The organism is Pigmentiphaga litoralis, assembly GCF_013408655.1.
Lineage (GTDB): Bacteria > Pseudomonadota > Gammaproteobacteria > Burkholderiales > Burkholderiaceae_B > Pigmentiphaga > Pigmentiphaga litoralis_A.
Genome location: NZ_JACCBP010000001.1, coordinates 4,271,033 through 4,295,647, shown reverse-complemented (window position 1 = coordinate 4,295,647; position 24,615 = coordinate 4,271,033). Strand labels below are relative to the sequence as shown.

General features: G+C 64.6%; 24 protein-coding genes and 1 pseudogene. 14 read left to right on the top strand and 11 right to left on the bottom strand.

What is annotated here, in order from left to right:
* Positions 1-5 precede the first annotated feature (5 nt).
* Positions 6-956: an acetaldehyde dehydrogenase (acetylating) gene (locus HD883_RS19545; protein ID WP_179582375.1), complete on the bottom strand. Its 951-nt coding sequence runs from the start codon at positions 954-956 to the stop codon at positions 6-8.
* Between the two features lie 123 nt (positions 957-1,079).
* Here HD883_RS19545 and HD883_RS19540 point away from each other — a divergent pair, with 123 nt between their 5' ends.
* Positions 1,080-1,571: an Lrp/AsnC family transcriptional regulator gene (locus HD883_RS19540; RefSeq protein WP_179582377.1), complete on the top strand. Its 492-nt coding sequence runs from the start codon at positions 1,080-1,082 to the stop codon at positions 1,569-1,571.
* A 6-nt stretch (positions 1,572-1,577) separates the two neighbouring features.
* Here HD883_RS19540 and HD883_RS19535 read toward each other — a convergent pair whose 3' ends face one another.
* The 3 genes from HD883_RS19535 to HD883_RS19525 form a co-directional block, all read right to left on the bottom strand.
* Positions 1,578-2,717: a DSD1 family PLP-dependent enzyme gene (locus tag HD883_RS19535; RefSeq protein ID WP_179582379.1), complete on the bottom strand. Its 1,140-nt coding sequence runs from the start codon at positions 2,715-2,717 to the stop codon at positions 1,578-1,580.
* A gap of 54 nt (positions 2,718-2,771) precedes the next feature.
* Complete coding sequence (locus HD883_RS19530; protein ID WP_179582381.1) at positions 2,772-3,803, bottom strand: tripartite tricarboxylate transporter substrate-binding protein; 1,032 nt, start codon at positions 3,801-3,803, stop codon at positions 2,772-2,774.
* Positions 3,804-4,085: 282 nt separating this feature from the next.
* Complete coding sequence (locus HD883_RS19525; RefSeq protein ID WP_179582383.1) at positions 4,086-4,718, bottom strand: HAD family hydrolase; 633 nt, start codon at positions 4,716-4,718, stop codon at positions 4,086-4,088.
* Between the two features lie 247 nt (positions 4,719-4,965).
* Here HD883_RS19525 and HD883_RS19520 point away from each other — a divergent pair, with 247 nt between their 5' ends.
* Entirely contained in the window at positions 4,966-5,922 is a 957-nt protein-coding gene (locus tag HD883_RS19520; RefSeq protein ID WP_179582385.1) for a LysR family transcriptional regulator, read from the top strand.
* 161 nt (positions 5,923-6,083) lie between these two features.
* Here HD883_RS19520 and HD883_RS19515 read toward each other — a convergent pair whose 3' ends face one another.
* Positions 6,084-6,935, bottom strand: coding sequence for a hypothetical protein (locus HD883_RS19515; RefSeq protein WP_179582387.1), 852 nt, complete (start codon positions 6,933-6,935; stop codon positions 6,084-6,086).
* Positions 6,936-7,158: 223 nt separating this feature from the next.
* On the opposite strand from HD883_RS19515, the gene HD883_RS19510 reads away from it, so the two are divergent.
* Positions 7,159-8,697 carry a YifB family Mg chelatase-like AAA ATPase gene (locus tag HD883_RS19510; protein WP_179582389.1) on the top strand — a complete coding sequence of 513 codons (1,539 nt, stop codon included), beginning with the start codon at positions 7,159-7,161 and terminating at the stop codon, positions 8,695-8,697.
* Between the two features lie 100 nt (positions 8,698-8,797).
* Complete coding sequence (locus HD883_RS19505; protein WP_179582391.1) at positions 8,798-9,442, top strand: LysE family translocator; 645 nt, start codon at positions 8,798-8,800, stop codon at positions 9,440-9,442.
* Here HD883_RS19505 and HD883_RS19500 read toward each other — a convergent pair.
* The 3 genes from HD883_RS19500 to HD883_RS19490 form a co-directional block, all read right to left on the bottom strand.
* Positions 9,439-10,446 (bottom strand): fumarylacetoacetate hydrolase family protein, encoded by a 1,008-nt coding sequence (locus tag HD883_RS19500; protein WP_179582393.1) that lies wholly within the window; start codon positions 10,444-10,446, stop codon positions 9,439-9,441. The genes HD883_RS19505 and HD883_RS19500 overlap by 4 nt on opposite strands.
* A 91-nt stretch (positions 10,447-10,537) precedes the next feature.
* Entirely contained in the window at positions 10,538-11,362 is an 825-nt protein-coding gene (locus HD883_RS19495; protein WP_179582395.1) for a helix-turn-helix domain-containing protein, read from the bottom strand.
* Complete coding sequence (locus tag HD883_RS19490) at positions 11,359-12,309, bottom strand: LysR family transcriptional regulator (protein ID WP_179582397.1); 951 nt, start codon at positions 12,307-12,309, stop codon at positions 11,359-11,361. Before HD883_RS19490 ends, HD883_RS19495 begins: the two co-directional genes overlap by 4 nt.
* Before the next feature lie 104 nt (positions 12,310-12,413).
* On the opposite strand from HD883_RS19490, the gene HD883_RS19485 reads away from it, so the two are divergent.
* Positions 12,414-13,418: an SDR family oxidoreductase gene (locus tag HD883_RS19485; protein ID WP_306455856.1), complete on the top strand. Its 1,005-nt coding sequence runs from the start codon at positions 12,414-12,416 to the stop codon at positions 13,416-13,418.
* A 74-nt stretch (positions 13,419-13,492) separates the two neighbouring features.
* Here the strand turns inward: HD883_RS19485 and HD883_RS19480 are convergent, their stop codons facing one another.
* On the bottom strand, positions 13,493-14,425 hold the full coding sequence (locus tag HD883_RS19480) for a LysR family transcriptional regulator (RefSeq protein WP_179582399.1): 933 nt from the start codon (positions 14,423-14,425) through the stop codon (positions 13,493-13,495).
* Positions 14,426-14,769: 344 nt separating this feature from the next.
* On the opposite strand from HD883_RS19480, the gene HD883_RS19475 reads away from it, so the two are divergent.
* The 9 genes from HD883_RS19475 to HD883_RS19435 all read left to right on the top strand — a co-directional run bounded on the left by HD883_RS19475 (position 14,770) and on the right by HD883_RS19435 (position 23,427).
* Positions 14,770-15,162, top strand: coding sequence for a PRC-barrel domain-containing protein (locus HD883_RS19475; protein ID WP_179582401.1), 393 nt, complete (start codon positions 14,770-14,772; stop codon positions 15,160-15,162).
* 297 nt (positions 15,163-15,459) lie between these two features.
* A complete protein-coding gene (locus tag HD883_RS19470; RefSeq protein ID WP_179582403.1) occupies positions 15,460-16,371 on the top strand; it encodes an AEC family transporter in 912 nt (303 codons plus the stop codon).
* A 95-nt stretch (positions 16,372-16,466) separates the two neighbouring features.
* Positions 16,467-17,018 (top strand): sigma-70 family RNA polymerase sigma factor, encoded by a 552-nt coding sequence (locus tag HD883_RS19465; RefSeq protein ID WP_179582405.1) that lies wholly within the window; start codon positions 16,467-16,469, stop codon positions 17,016-17,018.
* The gene (locus HD883_RS19460) at positions 17,015-17,755 is read left to right on the top strand and encodes an anti-sigma factor (RefSeq protein WP_179582407.1); all 741 of its coding nucleotides are present in this window, start codon (positions 17,015-17,017) and stop codon (positions 17,753-17,755) included. The genes HD883_RS19465 and HD883_RS19460 overlap by 4 nt, the downstream gene beginning before the upstream one ends.
* Positions 17,756-17,842: 87 nt before the next feature.
* Positions 17,843-18,685 carry a DUF4394 domain-containing protein gene (locus tag HD883_RS19455; protein WP_179582409.1) on the top strand — a complete coding sequence of 281 codons (843 nt, stop codon included), beginning with the start codon at positions 17,843-17,845 and terminating at the stop codon, positions 18,683-18,685.
* 179 nt (positions 18,686-18,864) lie between these two features.
* Positions 18,865-19,617: a FadR/GntR family transcriptional regulator gene (locus HD883_RS19450; RefSeq protein ID WP_179582411.1), complete on the top strand. Its 753-nt coding sequence runs from the start codon at positions 18,865-18,867 to the stop codon at positions 19,615-19,617.
* A gap of 235 nt (positions 19,618-19,852) precedes the next feature.
* Positions 19,853-20,818, top strand: a complete 966-nt coding sequence (locus tag HD883_RS19445; protein WP_179582413.1) for a Bug family tripartite tricarboxylate transporter substrate binding protein — start codon at positions 19,853-19,855, stop codon at positions 20,816-20,818.
* A gap of 110 nt (positions 20,819-20,928) precedes the next feature.
* Positions 20,929-22,212 carry an amidase gene (locus HD883_RS19440; RefSeq protein WP_179582415.1) on the top strand — a complete coding sequence of 428 codons (1,284 nt, stop codon included), beginning with the start codon at positions 20,929-20,931 and terminating at the stop codon, positions 22,210-22,212.
* Between the two features lie 132 nt (positions 22,213-22,344).
* Positions 22,345-23,427 (top strand): AbrB family transcriptional regulator, encoded by a 1,083-nt coding sequence (locus tag HD883_RS19435; protein WP_179582417.1) that lies wholly within the window; start codon positions 22,345-22,347, stop codon positions 23,425-23,427.
* 58 nt (positions 23,428-23,485) lie between these two features.
* On the opposite strand, the pseudogene HD883_RS19430 reads toward HD883_RS19435, so the two are convergent.
* Together HD883_RS19430 and HD883_RS19425 are read right to left on the bottom strand one after the other, a co-directional pair.
* Positions 23,486-23,740, bottom strand: a pseudogene (locus tag HD883_RS19430) (YkgJ family cysteine cluster protein); the annotation flags it as partial.
* A 139-nt stretch (positions 23,741-23,879) separates the two neighbouring features.
* Entirely contained in the window at positions 23,880-24,443 is a 564-nt protein-coding gene (locus HD883_RS19425) for a hypothetical protein (RefSeq protein ID WP_179582419.1), read from the bottom strand.
* Positions 24,444-24,615: the final 172 nt, after the last annotated feature.

Genomic DNA, 24,615 nt, shown 5'->3' with positions numbered 1-24,615 from the left:
AATCCTTAGGCCTGCGCCACGAGGCGGGTTTGCGCAAACCGCTCGGCGCACGCCAGCGCGGCCGAGGTCATGATGTCCAGGTTGCCGGCATACGCGGGCAGGTAGTGGGCGGCGCCCTCCACTTCCAGGAAAACGGACGTCTTCAGCCCGGTCAGCTTGCCCAGGCCCGGCACGTTCAGCGGGTTGTCCGCGCCGTATTCGTCGAACTGCACGCGCTGCTTCAGGCGGTAGCCCGGCACGTACTGCTGCACGGCTTCGGCCATCTTGGCGATGCTGTCTTCGATAGCCGCGCGGTTGGCGACTTCGGACAGGGTGAACACCGTGTCGCGCATGATCAGCGGCGGTTCGGCCGGGTTCAGCACGATGATCGCCTTGCCGCGCGCGGCGCCGCCGATCACTTCAATTGCCTTGGACGTGGTCTCGGTGAACTCGTCGATGTTGGCGCGCGTGCCTGGGCCCGCCGACTTGCTGGCGATCGACGCAATGATCTCGGCGTAATGCACCTTGGCGACGCGCGACACCGCGGCCACCATCGGGATCGTGGCCTGGCCACCGCACGTGACCATGTTGATGTTGGGTGCGTCCAGGTGCTCGTCCAGGTTGATCGCCGGGATGACATACGGGCCGATAGCCGCCGGCGTCAGGTCGATCACCTGCACGCCCTTGGCCTGCAGCAATTCGTTGTGGCGCTTGTGGGCGCCGGCCGAGGTCGCGTCGAACACGATGCGGATCTCGTTGAAGTTGGGCATGGCCAGCAGGCCGTCGATGCCGCCCGCCGTGATCGGCACGCCCATGCGCTCGGCGCGAGCCAGGCCGTCCGACGCGGGATCGATCCCGACCATCGCGCCCATCTCCAGATACTTGCCGTGCCGCAAGATCTTGATCATCAGGTCGGTGCCAATATTGCCCGAACCGATGATCGCCACTTTCTGCTTGTTGTCTTCCTGCCGACCCATGAGTCGCTCCTGGTTTTAGGTGGTGCTTCAATCAGTAGTATCTTGCAAATGCACCGAAATAACCTTGCTTTTTCATAGAGAAAAACGATAATCGGCAGAAGAATCCTCTGCTGGTGGCTTTTCATGAAGAAGAATGCTCCATCCGAAACCCTGGACGAAACCGATGTCCAGATCCTGCGCCATTTGCAGGACGACGGGCGGCTGTCCAACGCCAAACTGGCGCAGCGCGTGGCGTTGAGCGAGACCCCCTGCTGGCACCGGCTGCGCAAGCTGGAAAGCGAAGGCTACATCCAGAGCTACCAGGCCATGCTGGATCGCCGCAAACTGGGATTGGGGGAACTGGCCTTCATCAGCCTGAACTTCTCGCCGCACACGGCAGAGGCGTTCGCGAGCCTGGAAAAGCTGGTGGAAGCGTCCGAAGAAGTGCTGACCTGCCACCGGGTGACGGGGGAAGCCGATTTCGTCATGACCGTGGTGGCCGAAGATCTGGATTCCGTGCGCGACTTCATCGACACCGTGCTGCGATCGTTGCCGAACGTGGCAACGATCCGCACCAGTCTGTCATTGCGGGAAGTGAAGTTTTCCAGCCGGCTGCCGCTGCCAGGGGCCCGCTAGAAGCGATTACCAGCCGGAAAAGCGCGGCCAGGTGGCCTCCACTTCCTGTCCGCCCGCAACCACCTGATAGGCCGGGTGCTGCGCGGCGGTGGCGCAGGCGTGGTTCGGCAGAATGCGCAGCAGGGTGCCCACGGGCAGCATCGGCGTCCTTGCCGGATCGCCACTGCGGTGGGCCAGCACACCGTGCTCCTGATTGGCCTGCGCCACGATCAGGTCTTGCAACGGCTGGCCATCCACATCGCACACCACGCCATAGCCCTGGTCGGTCTTCTGTCTGGACGTACCGCGATCCCGCGACAGGGCCATCCAGCCGCCATCGGTAATGATCCAGCCCTTCTCTTTCTGGTGGCCGATCACCGTGCACAGCACCGACACGGCAATGTCGTCCATCGTGCAGACCTCGATCCCGTTCATCACCAGATCAAAGAACACGAATACCCCGGCGCGCACTTCCGTCACGCCATCCAGCGCCTTCGCAAAATGCGCCGTTGGCGAACTGCCCACGCTGACCACCGGCGCGGCATAGCCGGCGTCCCGCAGGCGCTGGGCGGCAAGCACGGCGCCCGCCCGTTCCTGCTCGGCCATGGCCACGATGGCTTGCGTCGAATCGCAGTCGTAGGATGCGCCCGCGTGGGTCAGCACACCGGCGACCCAGGCTCCGCCGTCTTGCTTGGCGCGTCCCAATTGCGCGGCCACGTCCAACAGTTCCGGCGCGGTCGGCACCAGGCCCGATCGGTGACCGTCGCAATCGATTTCGATCAACACCGGCAAGGTCAGGTTCTGGTCCTTGCAGAAGGCGGCCAGTGCCTGGGCGCTGGCCACGTTGTCCAGGATCACCGTCATCTGTGCGCCTTGCTGCATCAGGCGCTGCACGTGGGCAAACTTGTTGGCGGCAATGCCGACGGCGTACAGGATGTCGGTCCAGCCATGCTGCAGAAAGTATTCGGCTTCCTTCAGGGTGGACACCGTGATGGGCGTGCCCGGCTCGCCAATGCGGCGGGCCACGTCGGCGGATTTGTTGGTCTTGACGTGCGGGCGCAGGGACACGCCCAGGCCCGCCAGGCGGTCACGCAGGCGGGCGATGTTGCGGTCGACTTTGGTCCGGTCAAGGATCAGGGCGGGTGTTTCAAGGTCGTGCAGGTGCATGATGAATTCCGTGAAATGCGTGTCTCGGTCGTTGTTGTGGCTGCGGTGATGCGTTCAGTCGATGTGCACGTTCTTCGCAAGCAGGATCGGGCGCAGGCGGGCGATCTCGGTCCGCACCACCTCGGCCAGGTTCGCCGGCGTGTTGGTGGCGGGATCCGGAAAAGTCACGCCCACTGCCCCCATCTGGCGGGTCAGGTCCGGATCGGCCAGCGCCTTCAGGATCGCGCCGTTCAACGCGGTCACGATCGCGGGCGGCGTGCCGCGCGGCGCAAACAACCCGTTCCACGAGCGTACATCCAGCTTGACCAGGCCGCTGGCCTGCGCCGGCGCCACCTTCGGCAAGCCGATCACCGGGTCCCGCGTCAGCGTCGCCACCGCCTTGATGCGGCCACCTTCCAGCTGCGCCAGCGCTGTCGTGGTCTGGTCGCACATGAAATCCGTTTCGCCCCCCATCAGCCCGGTCATTGCCGGCGCCACGCCTTTATACGGCACGTGCATCACATCGATGTCGAGCTCGCTCAACATCATCAGGCAAGCCAGATGCGCAATCGATCCGACGCCCGCGCTGCCATACGACATCGTCGCCTTATGGGTCTTCAGGTGAGCGACGAACTGCGGAAAGTCGGCAACCGGCAGGTCCTTCTTCACCAGCAGCAACAGCGGCGCCGACCCGACCAGGCCCAGCGGCACATGATCGTTGACAGCGTCATACATCGGCTTGCGATACAGGATCATGTTCGCGGCATGCGTGCCGATGGTGCCGAAGCCGATCGTGTACCCGTCGGCCGGCGCACGGGCCAGCTTCTGCAAACCGACCGAGCCGCCCACCCCGCCCACGTTTTCCACAACCACCGGCACGCCCAACGTGGATGCCATCTTCGCGCCCACGGCACGCCCAAGCGCGTCGCTGGGGCCGCCCGCCGGGAACGGCATGATCAGCGTGATGGGCCGGGTGGGAAAGGTGCCCGCCGGCTGCTGCGCCTGAGCGGGCAGCGCGGCAGCAGACAGGATCGTTGCCACCGTCAACCCGATGCGCAGCAGGGGAGCGGGCAAGAGCAGAGTCGGCAGGCAGGGACGTGAACGCATCGAATTCTCCGGGGGATGACGTGGATTCGGAAAGCAGGCAGGTTGTCGGTGGAATGCGGAATGCGGAGTGGGCGACAGGCCGGCTGGCGGGGCGGCGGCGGACAAGCGCGGTGCTGCGTCAGTCAGGCTGCCTGGAGTCGGACAAGCACGGTGCTGCGTTGGTCAGGCTGCCTGGAGTCGGACAAGCACGGTGCTGCGTCAGTCAGGCGGCCCGGCGTCGGACCAGCACGGTGCTGCGTCAGTCATGCGGCCCGGCGTCGGACCAGCGCGGTGCTGCGTTGGTCAGGCGGCCCGATTCGCCAGTGCGACCAGGCCGTCCAACGTCGGCGATTCCTCCAGGGCGGTCGGCGCGCCTTCCGGGCGGGCCAGGCCGACCCGGTTGTGCCAGTACGTGTCCATGCCGACGGCCTGCGTGCCGAACAGGTCAAAGCCCGACCCCGCCACGAACAAGGTGTTGGAAGGCGTTGCGCCCAGCTCATCCAGCGCCAGCTGATAGGGCCGCGGATCCGGTTTGTAGAAGCCGGCGCGCTCCGATGTCACCACCACGTCGAGCGGCACACCCAGGCGGTCAGCCGCCAGGTGGCCAAGCCGTTCAGAGCAATTGGTCACCACCCCCAGGCGATGCGTCTTGCGCAGCGACGCCAGCGCCTCGGCCACGCCATCCCAGGGCTGCAGTTCGGACCAGCGCGCATCCAGGGCGTCGGCGTGCGCGGCACTCAACCCGGTTTCCCCCGCCGCCTCGCGCACCAGGGTCTCGTACGGCCGATAAGCTCCGCAGGCGTAAGTGCGCTTCAGATAAGCGGCGCGCCAGGCGCGGCCTTGGGCCTCGGTCCCGGCCACATCGTTCCAGACAGTCCAGGAATCCAGAAGCGCGGTCAGCAGGTCGAACAGAACAATGTCGTAGTGGCGGGTCATGGCGGTACCTTCAGGAGTGCGTGGAGGCGTGGTGGAGGCGTGGTCGAGCAATGCCGGACGCAGATGGGCGTGGCGGGTGGTGCAGTCAGGCAGCGTGCAACAACAGAACCGCAGCACGCGAACAAAGTGTAGGCATGCCGGGCTATCCTGCGGTTAATGCTGCGTTACTTGTTCATTCACCTTTAGGTGAATAATGGCCAGGGCCAGCCAACCCATGATGGCCTGAAGTCACTCCAGGTTCCACGCCATGACTCTCGACATCGACGACCTGCGTTTCATCCTGAGCCTGGACCGCCTCGGCAGCCTGGCCGCCCTGGCGCGCGAAGACAACGTCACCCCGCCCGCGATCACGAAACGGCTGCACCAGCTCGAAGCAAGAGTGGGTGTGCGGCTCGTTCAGCGCACCACCCGCCGGCTGCAGCTCACGCATGAAGGGCACCTGCTCGCACAACATGCATCCGGTGTCCTCGACCAGATGCGCCGGCTGGAAGAAGCCCTGCACGAACGCACGCAAGTCGTCGCAGGCAAGCTCAAGGTGCACGGCCCACTGGGCTTCGGGCGACGCTACCTGGCGCCGCTCCTCGCCGACTTCCATACCGCCCATCCGGGCGTCGAAGTGCAACTGGTCCTGTCGGATAATCTTGACCTTGCGCAGCAGGCCCCCCACGGCCGCGACGCCTTTGACGTCCTCGTCAGCATCGGCGACCTGCCCGATTCCCGCTGGATCGCCCACCCCATCGCCCCCAACCGCCGCATCGTCTGCGCCGCCCCGCGCTACCTGTCGCGCGTCGCGCCGCCCGCAGTGCCGGCCGACCTTGCAGACCACAGCTGCCTCGTGCTGCGAGAAAACAGCGAAGACGTCTCCCTCTGGCGTTTCGCCGACAAGACTGCCCGCCGCGGCGCCCGTCCCTCCCACACGGTCCGTGTGCATGCCGCCATGGAAAGCAACGACGGCAGCGTCATCCGCGCGTGGTGCGCCGCCGGCAAGGGCATCATGGCGCGGTCCGAATGGGACGTCGCGGCGGATCTGGCCGCGGGCCGACTCGTGCAAGTGTTGCCCAAGTACCGGATGCCCGACGCCGACGTCGTCGCCCTGGTCCCGCAATCGCGCGTCGCCACCCGGCGCGCGTCCTTGTTCATCGAAGCGCTGCGGAAGGCGTTCAAGCCCGTGGCGCCATGGCGGGCGAAAGCGGCTGGCGACTGAAGGGGCGGGGTGGCAACGGGCGCGCAGGGTGACCGGTGCGCGGGGGTGGCCAGTGCATAGGGGTGACCGATCCGCAGGGGTCACCGATCCGCCGGGGTCATCGGTGCCAGGAGTGACCGTTTCGCGGGTGACGGCGGCATCCCCTAGCGCCATGGGTCAGATCAGCTGCTCGAGTCGGCATCGTGGCGGCTCATGCCCAGGCCCATGCCGAGACCTGCCCCGCCGCCACCGCCGGCCCCACCACCGCCGCCACCGCCAGCGCCGCCACCCCGATTTCCACCGCCCCCGCCCTCGCCTTTCGCGCGGCCGGCGCCCCCGCCTTGAACGCGCGTCGGGCCCTGGAAGGGAATGACGACGTCATCGGGAATCGGGCCCAGGTCCAGCGCCGTGCGAACGAAGTCCCGCAACGACACAACAAGCTCCGCCGTGTGGATCGGCTGGCCGGACGCGAGCTCACTCGCTGCCTTGGCGGCCATGCGCACCTGGTCCACGGTGCCCAGCAGCATGATGTCGGACAGCGCCGCCTCGACGGCATCGCGTGTCCGGCGGGACCGCTCGGAACTGTAGGGCGGCGGGTCCTGCGCGCCTTCCAGAGACGTTTCAGGAAGAGCCACCGGGGCCACTTCCCGGGACACATCAACGCGCATGCCAGCGGACGCATCATCGGCCGCACCATCGACCGCATCATCGGACGCCGCGCCGGCGGCAGTCTCGCCAACCGATTGCGCAACCGGAGCGTTCGCATCCCTTGACGTCAGCACAGCCGCCATCCGGATATCGCGCATGTGCGTCGGGTCCACCGTCAACCGCCCCGTGAACGATCCGCCCAGCGTGCGATACGCCGCGATCAGCGTCTTCAGCCGCTCGTTGATCTGCCGGTTCATGCGCTCCCGCCGCTGCTGCACCGTCTGCATCAGCAGCACACGGATCCCCACGCCGATCAGCGTAATGACCGCCAGGCCCAGCACGGTCGAAAACACGCCATGCCACGAATTGAAATCCATGAACCTCACATCGCCCTCCAGGTAAACACGCACGCCTCGACTGTACGGCGCACCCCGCCGCCAAGGCCATTGGCGACAAACAAGATTACGTCCGTTGCGGCATGAACGGGCGGCCGTACCAGGGCAAAAATAGCCTTGGACAGAAGCGTCCCAGTCGGTCCCACAAGGCACTTCCGACCCGCCATACTGGGCCGTCCCTGCTCACCGTTTCCGCCTTCGCCTTGAGGTTTCCATGACACTTTCCGTTATCGCCAGTTGCGCGCTCGCCGGCCTCGATGCACCCGCCGTGCGGGTCGAGGTTCACCTGGCAGCCGGGCTGCCTGCCTTCAGCGTCGTCGGGCTCGCCGATACCGAAGTGCGCGAAAGCCGCGAACGCGTCCGCGCCGCCATCGCCAATGCCGGCTTCGAATTTCCTGCCGGCCGGCTCATCGTCAACCTCGCCCCGGCCGATCTGCCCAAGGAATCCGGCCGCTTCGACCTGCCCATCGCCATCGGCGTGCTGCTCGCCTCGGGCCAGATCGGCCTGCCTGAACTGGCACCCGGGCGTCGCGCCGCAGCCATGGCGTCAAGCCTCTCGCGACTGGTGATGGCAGGCGAACTCTCGTTAACAGGCGCACTGGTCCCGATCGCCGGCGCACTGGCCATCGCTCTTGCCGTCGCCCGGCGCCAGCCCGACGCCGAACTGATCATGCCCGCGGCCAGCGCCGCCGAAGCCGCGCGGGTGCCCGACCTGCACGTCGTGGGCGCCGCGACACTGGCCGACGTCGTCTCGCATCTGGCCGGCACGGCTGTGCTGCCGCGGGCAAAACCCGCACGCGTCGACAAGGCGCCCGCCCCGCCCTGCCTCTCGGACGTCCGCGGCCAGACCGCTGCCTGCCGCGCCCTGGAAGTCGCCGCCGCCGGCGGCCATAGCCTGCTGCTGGTCGGCGCACCGGGCACCGGCAAAAGCATGCTGGCGCAGCGCCTGGGCGGACTGCTGCCGCCGCTGGCCGGTCACATCGCACTCGAAGCCGCTGCGCTGGCCAGCCTCTCGCGTACCCAGGCGCCCCCCTACGGCGCGCGCCCTTTCCGGTCGCCTCACCACTCCACCACCTCGGTGGCCCTGGTCGGCGGCGGCTCGAGGCCCCAGCCCGGCGAAATCAGCCTCGCGCACCACGGCGTCCTGTTCCTGGACGAGCTTCCCGAATTCAATCGTCAGGCCCTTGAAGCCCTGCGCGAACCCCTGGAAACCGGCAAGGTCGCCATCGCTCGTGCACGGCATCGCACCGAATACCCGGCACGCTTCCAGCTGATTGCCGCCATGAACCCCTGCCGCTGCGGCTGGCACGGGCATGCGACCCGCAAATGCCAGTGCACGCCTGATCAGGTCGTCGCCTATCGCAACCGCATTTCCGGTCCCATCCTGGACCGCATCGACATGCAGGTCGACGTGCCCTCGCTCGGCGCAGCCTGGGTCGACGCCTCCGCTGGCCAGCGCAGCGCCGACGTCGCAGAGCGCGTCGCGGCCGCTCTGGCCATCCAGGAAAAGCGGCAGGGTGGCAGCAACGCCACGCTCGACACCAGCGGCACCGACCGCCACTGCACCACCGACCCCGCCGCACGCGAACTATGGAAAGAGTCGATGATCAACCTGAACTGGTCGGCCCGATCGGCGCACCGGGTATTGCGGGTGGCGCGAACCGTCGCCGACCTCGCAGGCGCGCGCAAGATCAACGCGGTGCATCTGAGCGAGGCGGTGCAATACCGCCGGCCGGGCGAACAGCCACGATGACGCGTGGCGCGGCACGGCCTGGCAATGCGGCGCACAGGTAAGCTACGCGCATCAACCCTGCTTCCGGGCAAGCGACCCGGATCCCCTCCTGGATCTCGTCATGTCCCTTGCCGAACTGCTCTCATTTGCTTCCGTGGCCGCCCTGCTGGTGATGTCCCCCGGACCCAACAGCGTGCTGGTCACCAAGACGGTGCCGGCCTCGGGTCGCATCGCCGGCTTCGCCAACATCGCAGGCTTTGTTGCCGCGTTCTATCTGCACGGCGCACTGTCCATCCTTGGCATCTCGCTGATCCTTGCGCAGTCGGCGCACGCGTTCTTCATCGTCAAGATGGCAGGCGCGTGCTACCTGTGCTGGATCGGCGTCAAGGCGTTGATCGGCGCCTGGCGAGGCGACGCCATGACCCCGTCCGCGGATCCCGCAGCCAAGCCGCGCCGCCTGCCCCGTGCATTCGCAGAGGGTTTCCTGACCAACGTGCTCAATCCCAAGGTTTCCATGTTCTACCTTGCGGTGTTTCCACAGTTCGTTCCGCACGGCGCGGACGGACACATGGCCGTCGGCTCGACCCTGACCCTGGTATCGATCCACGCCCTGCTCAATGCGATCTGGTGCGGCCTGCTGGTCCTGCTGCTCGGCCGGGTCGCCAACGCCGCACGCCAGCCCGGCTTTCAGCGATGGCTGAAGGGCATCACCGGCGTTGTATTCCTTGGCTTCGGCGCGAAGCTCGCGACCTTGCGCGCGACCTAGACACTGCGATCCACAGGGTTGCTCAGGGTGCCGATCCGTTCGATCGTCACACTGACCGGCCCGCCCATCTTGTTCAAGTCCGCGTTCTGCACCGCCCTGCCCGGCTTGCCGCCCGATGCCAACGCCGTCCCCATCGACACCACATCGCCCGGCAGCAAGGTCATGTAGCCGGACAGGAAGGCCAGCACCTCGGGCACCTTGTGGAACAGATTGATGGTGTTGTCGCTGGCAAAACACTCATCGCGCACATGGCAGGAAATGTCCAAGCTGTGCGGATCGACGATCTCGTCTTTCGTCACGATCCAGGGTCCCAGCGCCGAGAACGTATCCGACCCCTTGTAGCGACCGCTGTACGAGACATGGCTCTCGACATACCGGATGCCTTCGCCTTGCCCCTCCGCAGCCGGATGAATGGCCCGATAGTGGAAGCTGTCTTCGTCCCGCATGGTGGGCGAGGTCAGATCGTTGTGGATGGTGTAGCCGAACACATGGTCATACGCATCCGCGGCTGCAATGTCAGTGGCCCGTTTGCCGATGATGACAGCCAGCTCCGGTTCAGGATGCACCCGCCCGTAATGGGGTTTGAGGCGGATGGCACTGCCATGCCCGACCAGCGCAGTCAGGGGCTTGGTGAACACCGCCGGATGCGAGGGTCCCTTCACGATACGGTCGACATTCGCACTGTTGTTCAGTGCCAGGCAGGCAAGCTTGGATGGGGTCTGCACGGCAGGAAGGACGATCAATGCAGCAAGATCCAACGGCGCGACTTTCGTGGACGATGTCAACGAAGACCACGAGGTCAACGTGTCCGCAACGCGGGCAAGCTCGTGCCAGACATCGGGCCCGGCCTCGATGGCGTGGTGAATGGTCAAAGGGATCAGCGCGAGAGTCGTGCCAACGGCCTGGCATGCTTCCGTCACGGGAAACCATGTCGTGTCATCAATGACGAAGGCAAGTCGTGCGACGTCGGGTGTATCGGTCAAAGCGAAGCTGGCGAGTTTCATGCAGGTCTCGGTATGTGGGCATGCGTGCACGGGCACTTACGGGTTTTGGCCCAAAGACCAGCGTAGCCAACACCCGCCTGCCCGCAAACCGCTACGGCTCAACATTCCGCGTCACGGAACCCGAACCGTTCACCGCAGCCTCGCGGTGCGGCGCCAGAAGGTGCATGACGTCATCGCGGCACCGTTGCAACACCGCCAGGCACTCCTGCAACCCGTCTTGCACCAGCAACGCGCCGAAGGTGGTCAGCGACACCACCGCCACCACGTCACCGTCCATCAGCACCGGTAGCGCCAGCGTGGCACTGGCGCCACGCCCCTCTGCCGGCCGAAAACCGTAGCCTCTTGCACGCGTTGCCGCGATGGCCTCGCGCACCTGCATCTCGACTGACTGCATCTTGGGCCACTCGCTACCATCGGTGTCCGATATGTCCAGCAGCAGCCTTTGCATCAGGCGGGCTCGTTGCGTCTCGCTGCACCACGCCAGAAACGCTTGTCCCATGCCAGATCGGAGCAGATCGTGCGCGTGACCGATGGTGCTGTGTTCAGACCCGATCGGGCTGTAGGGCATGCTGCTGTACCGCACAACGATGCGGCCCTGGTCAAGCACACCGATCGCCAGCGGCAACCCGGTGCTGCGGGTGATGTGGCGCAACACGGGCGCGGCAATATCGACCACGCCCTCTGGCTCGCCATAGCCTTCACTGAGTTCACGCACCTTGGCGGTCAGCGTATATCGACCTCGGACCACATCGACGCGCACGTACCCTTCGCTCCGAAGCGTTGCGAGCAAACGATGCAGCGTCGATTTGGGCAGACCGGTCGCATGATGCAGGCTGAGCAACGTGCTTTGCGGCTGGTGGTTCATGGCGCGAAGAACGTCCAACGCGCGTGCAACCGGTCCGATGACCTCGCTCATGGCGCGGACTCCATCGGCACGTTGCCGGCGGACAGAGCAACGTAGTCAGGCCGTCTGGTCACTTCACGCGCCAGGTCAATGAATGCACGCAGTTTCAGTTGAGTTTGTGATCGTGCCGGAAAGCACAGATACATCCCGGCGTCGCTCGGAATAAAGGCGTCAAGCACCGATTCCAGAACGCCTCCGTCGACACGGTCTCGCACCTCGACGTGCGACGCGAAAGCCAGGCCAAGACCTTGAGCCGCCAGATCGACCAGCAACTGTCGGTCATCGACGATCAGCTTCCCGCCCACATCCACCACAAAGGAACGCTTGCCGCGGCGAAAGCCCCAACGATGCACCGCACCCGACCCTGGAAAGCGATACCGCACAGCTGAATGCGCTACCAAATCTTCTGGCTTGCGCGGCCGCCCTGCTCGCCCAAAATAGGCCGGCGTGCCAACGATCGACCACCGGATCTCCGGGGTCAACGCCACGGCGATCATGTCCTTTTCAATGGACTCGCCAAGTCGAACGCCCGCGTCAAAGCCGCCCTCAACCAAATCGACAATCGCATCATCGAGCGACACGTCAACGGTCACATCCGGATAAGCCCGCGCAGACTCCGCAATCAGCGGCAGCATGAAGCGGCGCGCCATCATCGGCACCGTCAGACGCAACGTGCCGGTCGGACGATCGCGATAGGTGCCCAACGCAGCAAGCGCATCACCGATTTCCGCCGCAGCCGGTCGCAGTCGCAGCAACAACGCCGCACCCGCTTCAGTCAGCGCCACTCGGCGTGTCGTGCGCTGAAACAGCGCCACCCCGTGCCGCGCCTCCATCACGCGCACCGCCTTGCTCACTGCAGTTGGCGTCACGCCCAGCCGAGCCGCCGCCCCGGTAAAGCTGCGTGCTTCCGCCACGGCAAGAAAAAGCGTCACGCCATCAAGGGCATCGATGGATGTCATGTTCAACCTCCTGGTGGTGCATCTTCAAACCGCGAATCAGGCCAAGTGTTCAGGCAGGCGCCCCGTCCACCAATTTTTAATTATGAACCTCTGGAACAAAGCGCATGGCGTTTTGCAGTCTATATCTTCATAGTTGCCGCGCCTACGATGGGAACCCTGACAACAAGGAGTTCTCCATGACCCAACAACACACATTCGCGACTCACCCGATGCCTTCCGCCATCGCACCGAAACGCAACTGGTTGATCACCGGCACGTCCAGCGGCTTCGGCCGTGCATTGACTGAACAACTCCTGGCGCGCGGGGATAACGTGGTCGCCACCCTGCGGAAGGTGGACGCACTCAACGATCTGAAGGCCGAACATGGTGATCGCCTTCACGTCATGGCACTCGACGTCACCGATGGCGACGCCATCCAGCGTGTCGTCGATGCCGCATTCGCCACCCTGGGCCGGATTGACGTTGTCATCAGCAACGCGGGCTATGGACTGCTCGGCGCAGCTGAAGAAGTGACAGACGCACAGATCCGCCACCAGCTCGATACCAACGTGCTCGGCTCGATACGCGTTGCGCGTGCGGCATTGCCGCATTTGCGAAAGCAAGGCGGCGGCCGGCTCATGCAGTTGTCGTCGATGGGTGGTCACATCGCCTTCCCCGCGCTTAGCCTTTATCACACCAGCAAGTGGGCAATGGAAGGCTTCTACGAATCGCTTGCCCAGGAAGTCGCACCCTTCAACATCCAGACGACCCTGGTCGAACCCGGCAGCGCGCTGACCAGCTTCGGGTCGGCCGGCTTGGTGAACGCGTCTGCGATGGACGCCTACGACGCCACCGCGGTCGGCGATACCCGCCGCATGCTTGCGGCAAGTGCGTTCCCTACGCCAGGAGATGCCGGAAAGATGGCCGCTGCCATGATCGCGTCGGTCGACCAGTCACCTGCACCCAGACGGCTGCTGCTCGGCAGCGACGCATACACCCTCGTGCATGCCGCGCTCACCGACAGGCTGGCCGCGTTCGAAGCGCAAAAGGACGTCGCGTATTCCACGGACGCCGATATCGCTGCCAATGGCACGACCCCGTCAAACGTGCCTTGGTCCGCAGCCCGGTAAGCAACGCGTGTGGCAAAGGTGCCGGGCTTGGGGGACGGCGCGGCAGCAGTAGGGGAACGTCGGGTGGTGGGGTTTCAGTGCAGGTGCGACGGCAAGGCCGTCAGTGCACGGACAATCGCCAGCACCGCCGCGGCCACCCTGTGCCGCGGCAGCGCCTGCCATGAAACCGAGACGTCATAGTCAGGCAAAGGATCCTGAATACGCAGCGGCACGAGACGCGGCGGATCATCGCAAGGAAGGAGCACCGGATGCGGAACGACACAAAGAAGATCGCTGCGCGCGACGACATCAAACAGTGCCGGGTAATCGCTACACTCCACACGGATACGTGGCAGCGCAAGCCGCCGCGCCCGTAACGCCTCGCGAATGACCGTTGCGCCGGCGCCATCGTCGCTTTCCACGGCCCACCCTGCAGCGACGATCTGTTCTAGCGAGGTAGCACGAGTCAAAGGGTGACCCGCGCGGGCACACAACACGGGCTTGGCCGTATGCAACGACTGCGTCACCCGGCCCGCCGAGGGGCGGCCAACAGACTGCGGCGCGATGACGAGGTCGATTTCCGCCCGATCCAGCGCGGCCAACATGCCTTCGGAGTGACTATTAACGACTTGCAGCCTGCCGTCGGGATGGTGACTTCGCCACACCTCTTCAATAACCGGCCCGTAAAGCAATGCCGCCGCTGGCGCCATCCCGACCGTTAGCGTCGACGTCGATGGGGCCGTTGCAAGTGCGCGTATTGCCGAATCGTCTACCGGCTCCGTGGCCAGGGATTCGAGCGCATTACCGATCTCTGCCAATCGATTAAGGACGCGCAGCGCCTGCGCCGTCGGCCGCTTTCGGCGCCCTTCTTTTTCAAACAACGGCATGCACCATTCACGCTCGAGTCTTTTCATCGCCTGGCTGATGGCCGGCTGGCTGATACCCGCAGCAAGGCCCGCAGCGCGGAACGAACCGTGCGCCACCACCAATTGCAGATACCGAAGAGGACGCAGAGATGCCGTGTACATGGATTCAAGTGTAGAGAAGCAAGCCGCCGCATAGTGGCCAAGTGCATGGAAATGTCCTAGCCAAAATAAAGAAGTGGCCCATAGATAAGCACGGGCTTATCTGTCATTGATAAGCAAGAAGTTATCTTTCGCGCCCTATGGCCTGTCAAACGACCGCCCCCGGTCCCTGTCGCGTGGGCGAGACCGGTAACACCTGCAACGATTCCAGCGGTAGGGCGCCAGAACGCCGGTGCTATAAGAACAACGGTCCAGTTCACGTCATTTCACTCATGCGCATCCCCGCCCCCCATTCCGCATCGACGGCCGTCGTTTCTCGTGCCGTATCCCCCTCGGCGCTCGCCGCCATGCTTGCCACCGGAGTCTTCGTGATGGCTTGCCTGGCTACCTCGTCCTACGCCCAGGTGGCCGGGTCGATGTCGCTGGGCAAGGCGTTCACCGATCTTGATCAACCTGCGCCAGGTTGGAGCGTCAAGAAAAGCCTGCTTGGCAAGCCGGTCTACAACGAAAGCGGCGAGCGGCTTGGAAAAGTCGAAGACCTGATCATTGATCCTGCCAAAAGCGTGTCCTACTTGATCGTGTCGGCGGGCGGCTTCATTGGTGTGGGCAAGCACGATGTGGCGATTGAAGCGACCAAGATCCGCGAGCAACAGGGGCGACTGGTCTTGCCTGGCGCGACCAAAGACCTGGTCAAGGCGATGCCTGCGTTTTCTTACGCAACCAAGGCTGACGCCAAGTAGCCCACTTGGCATCCGGGCAAGGGCCATCACGCCGTTTGCTGATCGTCAGGTGCCGCAGTGGACCGTCTGACCCAGACCTGAATACTTGCTGTGGCGGCAGCGCGCCGGCATGAATGCTGCTTGAGAACAACGCCCTCGAACGACGCACCTGTTTTCTCGACAAGTGTTCGCGTTATCCTTGCCGTCGCGAATCGCTTGCCGACCGCCCTCCTCCGTGCCTACTCAGTCTGCAACGATGCCTCCCCTGCCGCACTTCGGATCCGCCCTGTCCCTTGCTCGTGTTGTGCGAGCCGCATGATGGGTGCGGTCCTCCACTTTTATTTTTCGATGCTGTCAGTGCTTGCGCCCTTGGTGGTGTGCGTGGGCGTGGGCGTGGTCTGGGGCAAGAAAAACTATCCGTTCGCGGCGCAGTTCATTACTGTGCTGGCGACGTCGGTATCCACACCGGCTTTGGTCTTCAGCACCCTGGTCACTGCAAAGCTGTCGAATGAAGTTCTGGCCAATGTGGCCGGTGCGACGGCGTTGGCCTTGGGATTGTGTGCGGTGGCCTGTGCGGTGGCTTTGAAGGTCACGGGTCAGCCAGTTCGCAAATTGCTGCAGACGGCGACCTTTCCAAACGCAGGCAATCTTGGCTTGCCCATTTCCTACCTGGCATTTGGCGATGCCGGTCTTTCCACTGCCATCGCGTTTTTTGCCGTGTGCTCGTTCATTCAGCACACGATAGGTGTTCGCTTTCTGCCCAACACGCAGGGGATTGCGGCGCCGTGGAAGAGCCCTATTCTTATCGCGTCGGTGTCGGCGGCGCTGTGCCGGTTGTTTGCCTGGGTGCCGCCAGACTGGATCATCGAGTCGACCAAGCTGCTGGGTAGTCTGACGGTACCGCTGATGTTGCTCAGCCTGGGTCATGCGTTGGCGGTCATCCCTGCGGCCGGGTTGCGCATCGGATCCATCGTGGGCACGATGCGATTGCTGCTGGGGTTGGCGGCGGGTTATGCCGCGGGATGGTTGATAGGGCTGCCGGAAGAGTTCTCGAACATTCTGGCCCTGCAGATGGCGATGCCCTGCGCGGCGGTGAGCTATATGTACGCCCGCCGCTATACCGACATGGGCGATGCGGCTGCGGGCGCCGTGCTGGTGTCGACGTTGAGTTTCCTGGCGCTGGCGCCTGCGCTGTTGTGGCTGGTAGGGTCGACGGCGGGACTGCGCTGAGTCGTAACAAGGGGCACTCGGCTCTTCACTAGGATCGCTGCCCCCGGTACAGTGACGGCGACTCTTGCAAACGCAGTCAACGGGCGACCTCATTCATGCCACCTAGCGCTAACAGCGACATCGATTTCGACTACGAATCCGCCCTGGCCGCCTGTGCCCGGGGCGAGCGGTTTGCCTTGCGCGCGATCTATATGCGCGAATCGCGCCGGTTGCTGGGCGTGGCAACGCGCCTGGTCCGTCGGCGCGAACTGGCGGAAGAGGTGCTGCAGGATGCCTTTCTGCAGATCTGGGAAAAAGCTTCGACCTTTGATCCCAGTCTGGGATCTGGCCGTGGCTGGATCTACAGCGTGGTGCGATATCGGGCGCTGAACGAGATCCGCAAAGACGCACGGATGGACGTCACGGAAGACGAGACGCTGCATTACCTGGCCGATCAGCAGCAGCCGGTGGAGCAGGAAGGTCTGGATACCGATGCGTTTGCCGAATGCATGAAGCATCTCGATGAAAAGCGTCAGCAGTCGATCGTGCTCGCGTTCGTGGATGGCTATTCGCACGAGCAGATTGCCGAGACGCTCAATACGCCGCTCGGCACGATCAAGTCATGGATACGGCGGGGGCTGACCGCGCTCAAGGAATGCATGTCATGAATTTCCAGGACGATGACGAACTGAGCGCCACTGCGGGCGAGTATGTGCTTGGGACCTTGCGTGGCGAAGAGCGCGACGCGTTCGAACGCGAGATGGCCGGCAACTTCAAGGTGCGCCGCGAGGTGTACGAGTGGCAGGACCGGCTGTTCAGCCTGAATCTGGTGGCCAAGCCTGCGGAGACGCCGGCGACGTTGTGGGGTCGGATCGAGCAGCGCTTGCCTGCGTTTTCGCACCGGGATGACCCACGGGGCGCACAGGTCGCGCCGCAGGGTGGCTTCTGGTCGCGCTTGAACGTATGGCGCTGGACCGGCGCCGCGGGCTTTGCGCTTGCTGCCTTGCTGGCGGCAGCGCTGGTGCTGCGTCCGACGATCAATACCGTGGAAACGCAATACGTGGCGGTGCTGCAGTCGCCTGACCGCAGCATGGCGGGCTGGGTGGTGGATGCGTCGAATCCGCGCGAACTGCGGATGATCCCGCTGGTCGACAACACGTTGACCACGCCGAATTCGATGGAAATCTGGACGAAGGCCGAAGGCGCAGCACGTCCTACCTCGCTCGGACTGCTGCCAACCAACGCCGTCACCATCATTCCGAAGGACCGGTTGCCCACCCTCGAAGGTAACCAGTTGTTTGAGATCACACTTGAGCCGCCCAACGGTTCGCCCACTGGTGGCCCCACCGGGCCGATACTCTTCCTTGGCAAGACAGTTTCATTGCCTTCCAAAAAAACGTTATAGCGTTGCATCTAAAGCGTAGTCCCGTGTGTAGAGTCGGATGAGACAGGCAGAACGCTGTCCATACCTACCAACATCAGGGAGAAAACTATGCGGAAGACGAACTTCAAGTTGGGCGCGGCCGGACTGGCGCTTGTGGCGCTGACGGCATGCGGCAGCATGAATGACAAACGCGACGCCATGGCCCCCGTGACCGGCGGCGACGTGGTTGCGCTGACCAGCGGCAATCGGATCGTGACTTTCAACCGCGCCGATCCGTCGATGATCCTGACGTCGATGCCATTGACCGGCGTGCCGGTGGGCGAATTCCTGCTGGGCCTGGACTATCGTCCGTCCGACGGCATGCTCTACACGATGGCCAGCGGTGGCGGCATCTACACCATTAACGCCGCAACTGGCGTGGCGACCAAGAAGTCGCAGCTGACCAGCTCGCCCGACAACAAGACGCCGTTGGCATCGCTGACGGGCAGCCGTTTCGCGCTTGACTTCAACCCGGTGGCGGACCGCCTGCGCGTGGTGAGCGACACGGGCCAGAACCTGCGCATCAACGTCGATAACGGCGTGGCGATCAATGACGGCGCCATCAATGGCGTGGCCAATGCACAGATCGTCGCTGGCGCCTACACGAACTCGTACGCTGGCGCGACCGCCACGGCTTTGTACGTGATCAATGGCATCGACGGTTCGGTCTATCTGCAGAACCCACCGAATAACGGCACGCTGACCACCCCGATGCCTATTGGCGTGGCAAGCAATTCGATCGCCGACTTCGACATCGAGTCGCGTAGTCAGAATGCGTATGCCGTCATGAACGTCAACGGCAAGCCAGGCTTCTATTGGGTCGATCTGACCAACAAGGAACGCACCAAGCTGATTGGCGAATGGAGTGGTGCTGAATCCATCCGTTCCTTTGCACTCTGGCAGGCCAAGTAAGTAGGGTCGGCTTCGGGGCTGCCTGCAAGCGGCGGCGGCTCCGGGTTTGCGGAGTGATTGGGCAGGGGCTAGGGACCCTGCCCTTTTTTTATGGGTGCTCGCGCAGGCGGTGCTCCACGGCCAGGGCCGTGCTTCAGGCGGCCAAAGCTATACTTGGGCAGCACGCACACCGGAACGCCATGACAGAACCCAAGCCCGCCCTCTCCTTCACCGGTCCCAAGCGCCGCGCACGCACGCTCGCGCAGGAAGTGGTGGCCGAGCTGACCGACGCCATCCGCAGCGGCCAGCTCAAGGTGGGTGGCAAGCTGCCGACCGAATCCGAAATCATGTCCAGCATGGGCGTGAGCCGAACGGTGGTGCGCGAAGCGCTATCGAATCTTCAGGCCAGCGGGCTCGTTGAAACCCGTCATGGCATCGGTACCTTCGTGCTGGCGCCGGCCACGGCGCAGGCACCCTTCCGTATCGGTCCAGGCGCCGTGCTGACGGCGATCGATATCCTGGCGATGCTGGAGTTGCGCATCAGCCTTGAAGCCGAAGCCGCGGCGCTGGCTGCGGTCCGGCGCAGCGATGATCACCTTGCCGACATGCGTCAGGCCTTGACCGCCTTGCAGGCCACGGTGGCCGAAGGCGGCGATTCGGTCGAGTCCGATTTCGCATTTCATCTGACCGTGGCGCGCGCCACTGGCAATCGCTATTTCACCGACATGATGATGCACCTGGGCAACGCGCTGATCCCGCGCAGCCGGCTGCAGGTCGAAGGCGCGGCGCGCCGGCAGTACCTGGATCGCCTCGAGCTCGAACACGAAAACATCTTCGATGCGATCGCGCGCGGCGACGCCGAAGGCGCCCGCGCGGCCATGCGCATGCACCTGACGCACAGCCGCGAGCGGTTGCGCGCAGCATCCGAATCCATCCCGTCACCGCATAGCTGATATGCCGCAGAGCCGCGCGTGGCGCGGCTCTTGCACCGGTACCCGACTCCGCGCCCCACGATGGCGACCGTAGCCGCCCCCATGTGGTGCCGCAGCGCGGGCGAGATCGCGTGGCTCCCGCGTGATGCCTGCCTGATGCCTGCCTGACGCCCGAATTCCATCAACTTGGCACGCCTGTTGCTTTGTACGGACAAGAAGACATTTACGTCATTCACTCCGTTACGTTGGACATGCCATGCGCCTCTCGACTCTTGCTTCCGCCCTGTTGATCCTGTCCGCGATGTCTGGTGCTGCCGTGGCGCAGGACGCATATCCAAGCAAGCCCATCCGCTTCATCGTGCCGTTTGCGCCGGGGGGTGGCGCCGACATCTCGGCCCGCGTGATCGCCATGAAGATGGGCGCGGCAATGGGCCAGACGGTGGTTGTCGAGAATCGTCCGGGCGCTGGCGGCGTGATCGGCACGGACATGGTGGCCAAGGCGCCGGCGGACGGCTATACCATCCTGCTTGGCACGATTGGCCCGATTGCGATCAACCCGTCCCTGTACAAGAAGCTGTCGTACAACGTGGACCGCGACTTCACACCGATCAGCCTGGTGGGTAACGCGCTCAATGTGCTGGTGGTCAATCCCACGCTGCCGGTCAAGACCGTGCCCGAACTGATCTCGTATGCAAAGACGCATCCGGTCGCGTTCGGGTCGTCGGGTAACGGCGCGACCGATCATCTGGCGGGCGAGATGTTCAACTCGCTGACCGGCCTGTCGATGCTGCATGTCGCCTACAAGGGCGGCGTGCCGGCCATGACGGACCTGATGGCGAACCAGGTGCAACTGGTGTTCTCGACCGTGTCCACCGCGGCAGGCGCCATCAAGGCGGGCAAGGTGATGCCCATTGCGATGACCGGCTCGACCCGCTTCAAGGGCATGCCCGATATTCCGACCATCAAGGAAGCCGGTGTGCCGGCCTTTGAAGTGAACAACTGGTATGGCGTGCTGGTGCCGCGCGATACGCCCGCGCCCATCGTGGCTCGCCTGAACACTGAGCTGGTGGCCGCGTTGAAGACGCCCGAGGTGACGGCGAAATTGCTGGAGTCCGGCATCGAGCCGGCCTGGACCACCCCCAATGAATTCGGCAGCTACATCAAGAGCGAGACCACCAAGTGGGCGCGCGTCGTTGCCGACTCGGGCGCAACGGTGCAGTAAGCGTTTGCACGCCTGACTTTCAACCGATGCCTCTGCCTGCGATACTCGCGGGCGGAGGCTTTCGCATTTCCGATGCATCCTCCGCTCCCGATCACGCAGCCCACTTATCCATGACCCATCTACATGAACTGACGGCCACCGAAATCGTCCAGGCCATCCATGGCGGACGAACCACTGCGGTCGCCGTTGCAGAGGCGTGCCTGTTGCACATCGAATCCCGCGACGCCGACGTGCAGGCCTGGGAGTATCTCGATCCCGGCCTGGTGCTCGAGCAAGCTCGAGCGCTCGATCGCGCGGGCGGCAAGGGGGCGTTGCAGGGCGTGCCGGTGGGGTTGAAAGACATCATCGATACGGCCGACATGCCGACGGCGCTGGGCACGCCCATTCATGCGGGCCGGCGGCCGACCATCGACGCCGCATGTACCGCCCTGACGCGCCGCGCGGGTGGGATCATCATGGGCAAGACGGTCACCACCGAATTTGCCAATCGTTTTCCGGGCAAGTCGCGCAATCCGCATGACGTCACGCGGACTCCCGGTGGGTCGTCCAGCGGGTCGGGCGCTGCCGTGGGCGCATCGATGGTGCCGCTGGCTGTCGGCACACAGACCACCGCGTCGACCATCCGCCCCGCCTCGTTCTGTGGCTGCGTGGGGTATGTGCCGAGCCGCGGCGACATCCGCACCTTTGGGGTGATGGAGGCCGCTGCATCGTTCGACACGGTGGGCCTGATTGCCCGATCGGTTGAGGATATCAACTTGTTTCGCAACGTGCTGATCGGCACGCCGCCGGCCGCCCTGCCCGAAGTCGCGATCAATGAGGCGCGCATCGGCTTTGCACGCACCGGCTTCTGGAACGAGTGCGACGAGGACACCAAGGCTTTCCTGGAAGGCTTCGCGAAGACACTGGCCGCCGATGGCGCCGCGGTCAGCGACGTGGCCATGCCTGTTGCGCTGGACGAGGTGCAGGAAGCCCATCGATGGGTGTCGAGCTTCGAGTTCGTGCGCAATCGCACATTCGAGATCGACCATCATTGGGAGCGCATCAGCAGCGCGCTGCGCGGCGGCCGCATCCAGGATGGGATGGACTGCAGCTTCGAGCTGTATGGCGAATCGCGCGAGACCTTGCGCCGGTGCGCGGCCCTGCTCGACGATGTCTTCAAGGACTATGATGTCCTGCTGACGCCCGCCGTGGCGGGGGAAGCGCCCGTGGGCTTGACGTCCACCGGCAATGCATCGTTCTCGACGTTGTGGACGGCGCTGAATATTCCGGCGGTCACGCTGCCACTGCACCGTGGGCCGAATGGCATGCCGGTTGGCCTGCAATTTGTGTCGCGCCGGTATGCGGACCGCATGCTGCTGGGCATTGCCCGCGCCGTCTCGCGCAAGCACGGCTGAACTTGCATGACCGCGGGCGGCAGCACGCCGCGGTCGTGACAGCACGCTGCAATACGGCGGCGTCCATCGCAGTACCGCGCAGTCCATCGCCGCCGGGTTTCCGGCGGCGCTTTTTTACTTAGAGATCTTGTAGTGAATCATCTGAAATCCGCGGCGCGCGTCGCCGCGACCCTGGTCGCCGGGCTGATCGGCGCCGAAGTCTGTGTCTGGCTCAAGACCCCCCTTCCCTGGATGATCGGCCCATTGCTGGTGGTCGCCGCGCTCAAGATGGCGGATACGCCGCTGCAGTTCCCTGTCCCGTTCCGCGCGGCCGGCCAGTGGATCATCGGCACGTCGCTGGGCCTGTACTTCACCCCGGTCATCAATGCGCAGCTGGCGCATTACCTGCCGTGGGTGATCGTCAGTGTGCTGTTTGCCATGGCCGCCGGTATCGGCGGCGGGCGGCTGCTGCAGCGCATGACGGGCGTGGATTCCAAGACGGCGTTCTTTGCGGTGGCGATCGGCGGGTCGTCGGAAATGGCGGTGCAGGCCGAACGCAATGGCGGCCGTGTCGATCTGGTGGCTGCCGCGCATTCGCTCCGCATACTGATGGTTGTGTTGATCATTCCAACCATCTTCCGGCTGAGCGACGTGCATGGAACCGATCCTTACACGCCGGGCCTGGGGCACTTCGACCTGCTCGGGCTGATCAAGCTGGGCGGCCTGACCGCGCTGGTGGGCTGGTTCCTGAACCGATACAAGATTCCGAACGCGTGGGTGATCGGACCGCTGCTGTTCACCATTGCGCTGACCGCTGCGGGCGTGGACTGGACGACGCTGCCGCGCTGGATCGTCAACGTCGCGCAGCTTTTCATCGGTTGCGCGCTGGGGATTCGCTTCACCAAGAAGTTCATCCACACCGCGCCGCGCTACATGGCGGGCGTGGCCGTGTCGGTCCTGCTGCTGATGGGTGTCATGGCCGCGTTCGGGTACGTGCTGTCGCTGCTGAGCGGCATCCCCGCGCCGACCGCCGTGCTGGCCACCGCGCCGGGCGGCATTGCCGAGATGAGCCTGACGGCCCAGGTGCTGCATTTTGGCGTGCCCGTCGTGACGGTGTTCCATGTCACGCGCGTGCTGGTGATGGTGCTGTCGGTCGGCCCGCTGTACCGGATCATGAAGCCCTGGCTGGAGCGGGACCTGCCGGTTACCGCGCCGGAAGCGCCGCCCGTGCGGTAACCGGCGGGGTAGCAAGCGCGGTAGCCGGCGCGGAACCCGGCGCGGTAGCCGATGCCGTCGCAGGTGCCGTAGCCGCCTCAAGCTCCGTCAACCACCGGATCGCGTGACTGCGGTCCGGCCCGCACATTTCTGCCGACGGCTGCAGCCCGCCGCACACCGCCGGGCGGCGCGGATCGCCAAAGATCGCGCAGCGCAGGTCCGGCATCAACTGAATACAGGGCACGCCCGCGGGCTTGCCGTCGGGCATGCCGGGGATGGCGCTCGAGATCGACGGCGCGGTGCAACAGGCGCCGCAGCCCGGCCGGCAGGACAGCGTCAGGGCGTCAAGCGTCAAAGCGTCATGCGTCAAAGCGTCATGCGTCAGGGCCTCCTGCCTCAACGCCCCCTGTGCCTCGACTCCTTGCATCACTGCCGCGTGCGTCATCCCGACGTGTTCCTGCATCATCCCCACGTCATTCCGCCTTGACCGACTCGACGAACTGCCTGGCCACATCCGGCGTCAGTTCTGCTTCGGGCCCGAGGGCGACGATCTCGATCAGGCTGTTCCCCAGCACATAGACGCGTCCGAGCAGCCACGACGGCGAGTTCGCGACGGCGCCATGCACTTCCACTTCGACCGCGCGGAACAGCTTGCGGGTGTCGGCCGCCGATTGCTTGAGGGTGACCTCGCGCCGCTGGCGCAGCGTGCCGCGCAGGTTGGCGCGCAGCACCTCTTCAAATGCGTCGGCCACCTTGGCCATCTCGGCGGGGTCGTTCAGCACCGCGTCGGGCAGCTTGGCATGTCCGACGGCAAAGACGGACGCGTCGACCTGCGCAATGGTGAAGGTCAACGGCAACGTGTAGCCGGCCACGTTCACGTCGCGGGTGTCCGACTGCGGCCGGGCGGGGTAGGTGACCTTGACCGCCGAGTCGGCAGCCGGCATCTCGCGCCAGTCGTACTTGGGCGAGCAGGCCGTCAGCGCCACGAAAGACAAGGCCAGCGACAACGAGACGAGCAAGCGGGGCAGGATGCGCATGGTCGGCAGTTTTCCGTAAGTGAATGAGGGCCGGTGGTGGCTATAGGGTCGGGTGAGGGCGGAATGGTCGTACTTAGCCGAAAAACAGCGAAATAAGCCGACGATGGCTACAACCGGTTACATGACCCACGGCTGAAGGCGCGCCCAAGGTGGGCGACAATCCGCGTTTCGC

Coding starts and splice junctions, on each gene's coding strand:
- HD883_RS19545 (WP_179582375.1), bottom strand. CDS start 956: ATGGGTCGGCAGGAAGACAACAAGCAGAAAGTGGCGATCATCGGTTCG.
- HD883_RS19540 (WP_179582377.1), top strand. CDS start 1,080: ATGAAGAAGAATGCTCCATCCGAAACCCTGGACGAAACCGATGTCCAG.
- HD883_RS19535 (WP_179582379.1), bottom strand. CDS start 2,717: ATGCACCTGCACGACCTTGAAACACCCGCCCTGATCCTTGACCGGACC.
- HD883_RS19530 (WP_179582381.1), bottom strand. CDS start 3,803: ATGCGTTCACGTCCCTGCCTGCCGACTCTGCTCTTGCCCGCTCCCCTG.
- HD883_RS19525 (WP_179582383.1), bottom strand. CDS start 4,718: ATGACCCGCCACTACGACATTGTTCTGTTCGACCTGCTGACCGCGCTT.
- HD883_RS19520 (WP_179582385.1), top strand. CDS start 4,966: ATGACTCTCGACATCGACGACCTGCGTTTCATCCTGAGCCTGGACCGC.
- HD883_RS19510 (WP_179582389.1), top strand. CDS start 7,159: ATGACACTTTCCGTTATCGCCAGTTGCGCGCTCGCCGGCCTCGATGCA.
- HD883_RS19505 (WP_179582391.1), top strand. CDS start 8,798: ATGTCCCTTGCCGAACTGCTCTCATTTGCTTCCGTGGCCGCCCTGCTG.
- HD883_RS19500 (WP_179582393.1), bottom strand. CDS start 10,446: ATGAAACTCGCCAGCTTCGCTTTGACCGATACACCCGACGTCGCACGA.
- HD883_RS19495 (WP_179582395.1), bottom strand. CDS start 11,362: ATGAGCGAGGTCATCGGACCGGTTGCACGCGCGTTGGACGTTCTTCGC.
- HD883_RS19490 (WP_179582397.1), bottom strand. CDS start 12,309: ATGACATCCATCGATGCCCTTGATGGCGTGACGCTTTTTCTTGCCGTG.
- HD883_RS19485 (WP_306455856.1), top strand. CDS start 12,414: ATGGCGTTTTGCAGTCTATATCTTCATAGTTGCCGCGCCTACGATGGG.
- HD883_RS19480 (WP_179582399.1), bottom strand. CDS start 14,425: ATGTACACGGCATCTCTGCGTCCTCTTCGGTATCTGCAATTGGTGGTG.
- HD883_RS19475 (WP_179582401.1), top strand. CDS start 14,770: ATGCTTGCCACCGGAGTCTTCGTGATGGCTTGCCTGGCTACCTCGTCC.
- HD883_RS19470 (WP_179582403.1), top strand. CDS start 15,460: ATGGGTGCGGTCCTCCACTTTTATTTTTCGATGCTGTCAGTGCTTGCG.
- HD883_RS19465 (WP_179582405.1), top strand. CDS start 16,467: ATGCCACCTAGCGCTAACAGCGACATCGATTTCGACTACGAATCCGCC.
- HD883_RS19460 (WP_179582407.1), top strand. CDS start 17,015: ATGAATTTCCAGGACGATGACGAACTGAGCGCCACTGCGGGCGAGTAT.
- HD883_RS19455 (WP_179582409.1), top strand. CDS start 17,843: ATGCGGAAGACGAACTTCAAGTTGGGCGCGGCCGGACTGGCGCTTGTG.
- HD883_RS19450 (WP_179582411.1), top strand. CDS start 18,865: ATGACAGAACCCAAGCCCGCCCTCTCCTTCACCGGTCCCAAGCGCCGC.
- HD883_RS19445 (WP_179582413.1), top strand. CDS start 19,853: ATGCGCCTCTCGACTCTTGCTTCCGCCCTGTTGATCCTGTCCGCGATG.
- HD883_RS19440 (WP_179582415.1), top strand. CDS start 20,929: ATGACCCATCTACATGAACTGACGGCCACCGAAATCGTCCAGGCCATC.
- HD883_RS19425 (WP_179582419.1), bottom strand. CDS start 24,443: ATGCGCATCCTGCCCCGCTTGCTCGTCTCGTTGTCGCTGGCCTTGTCT.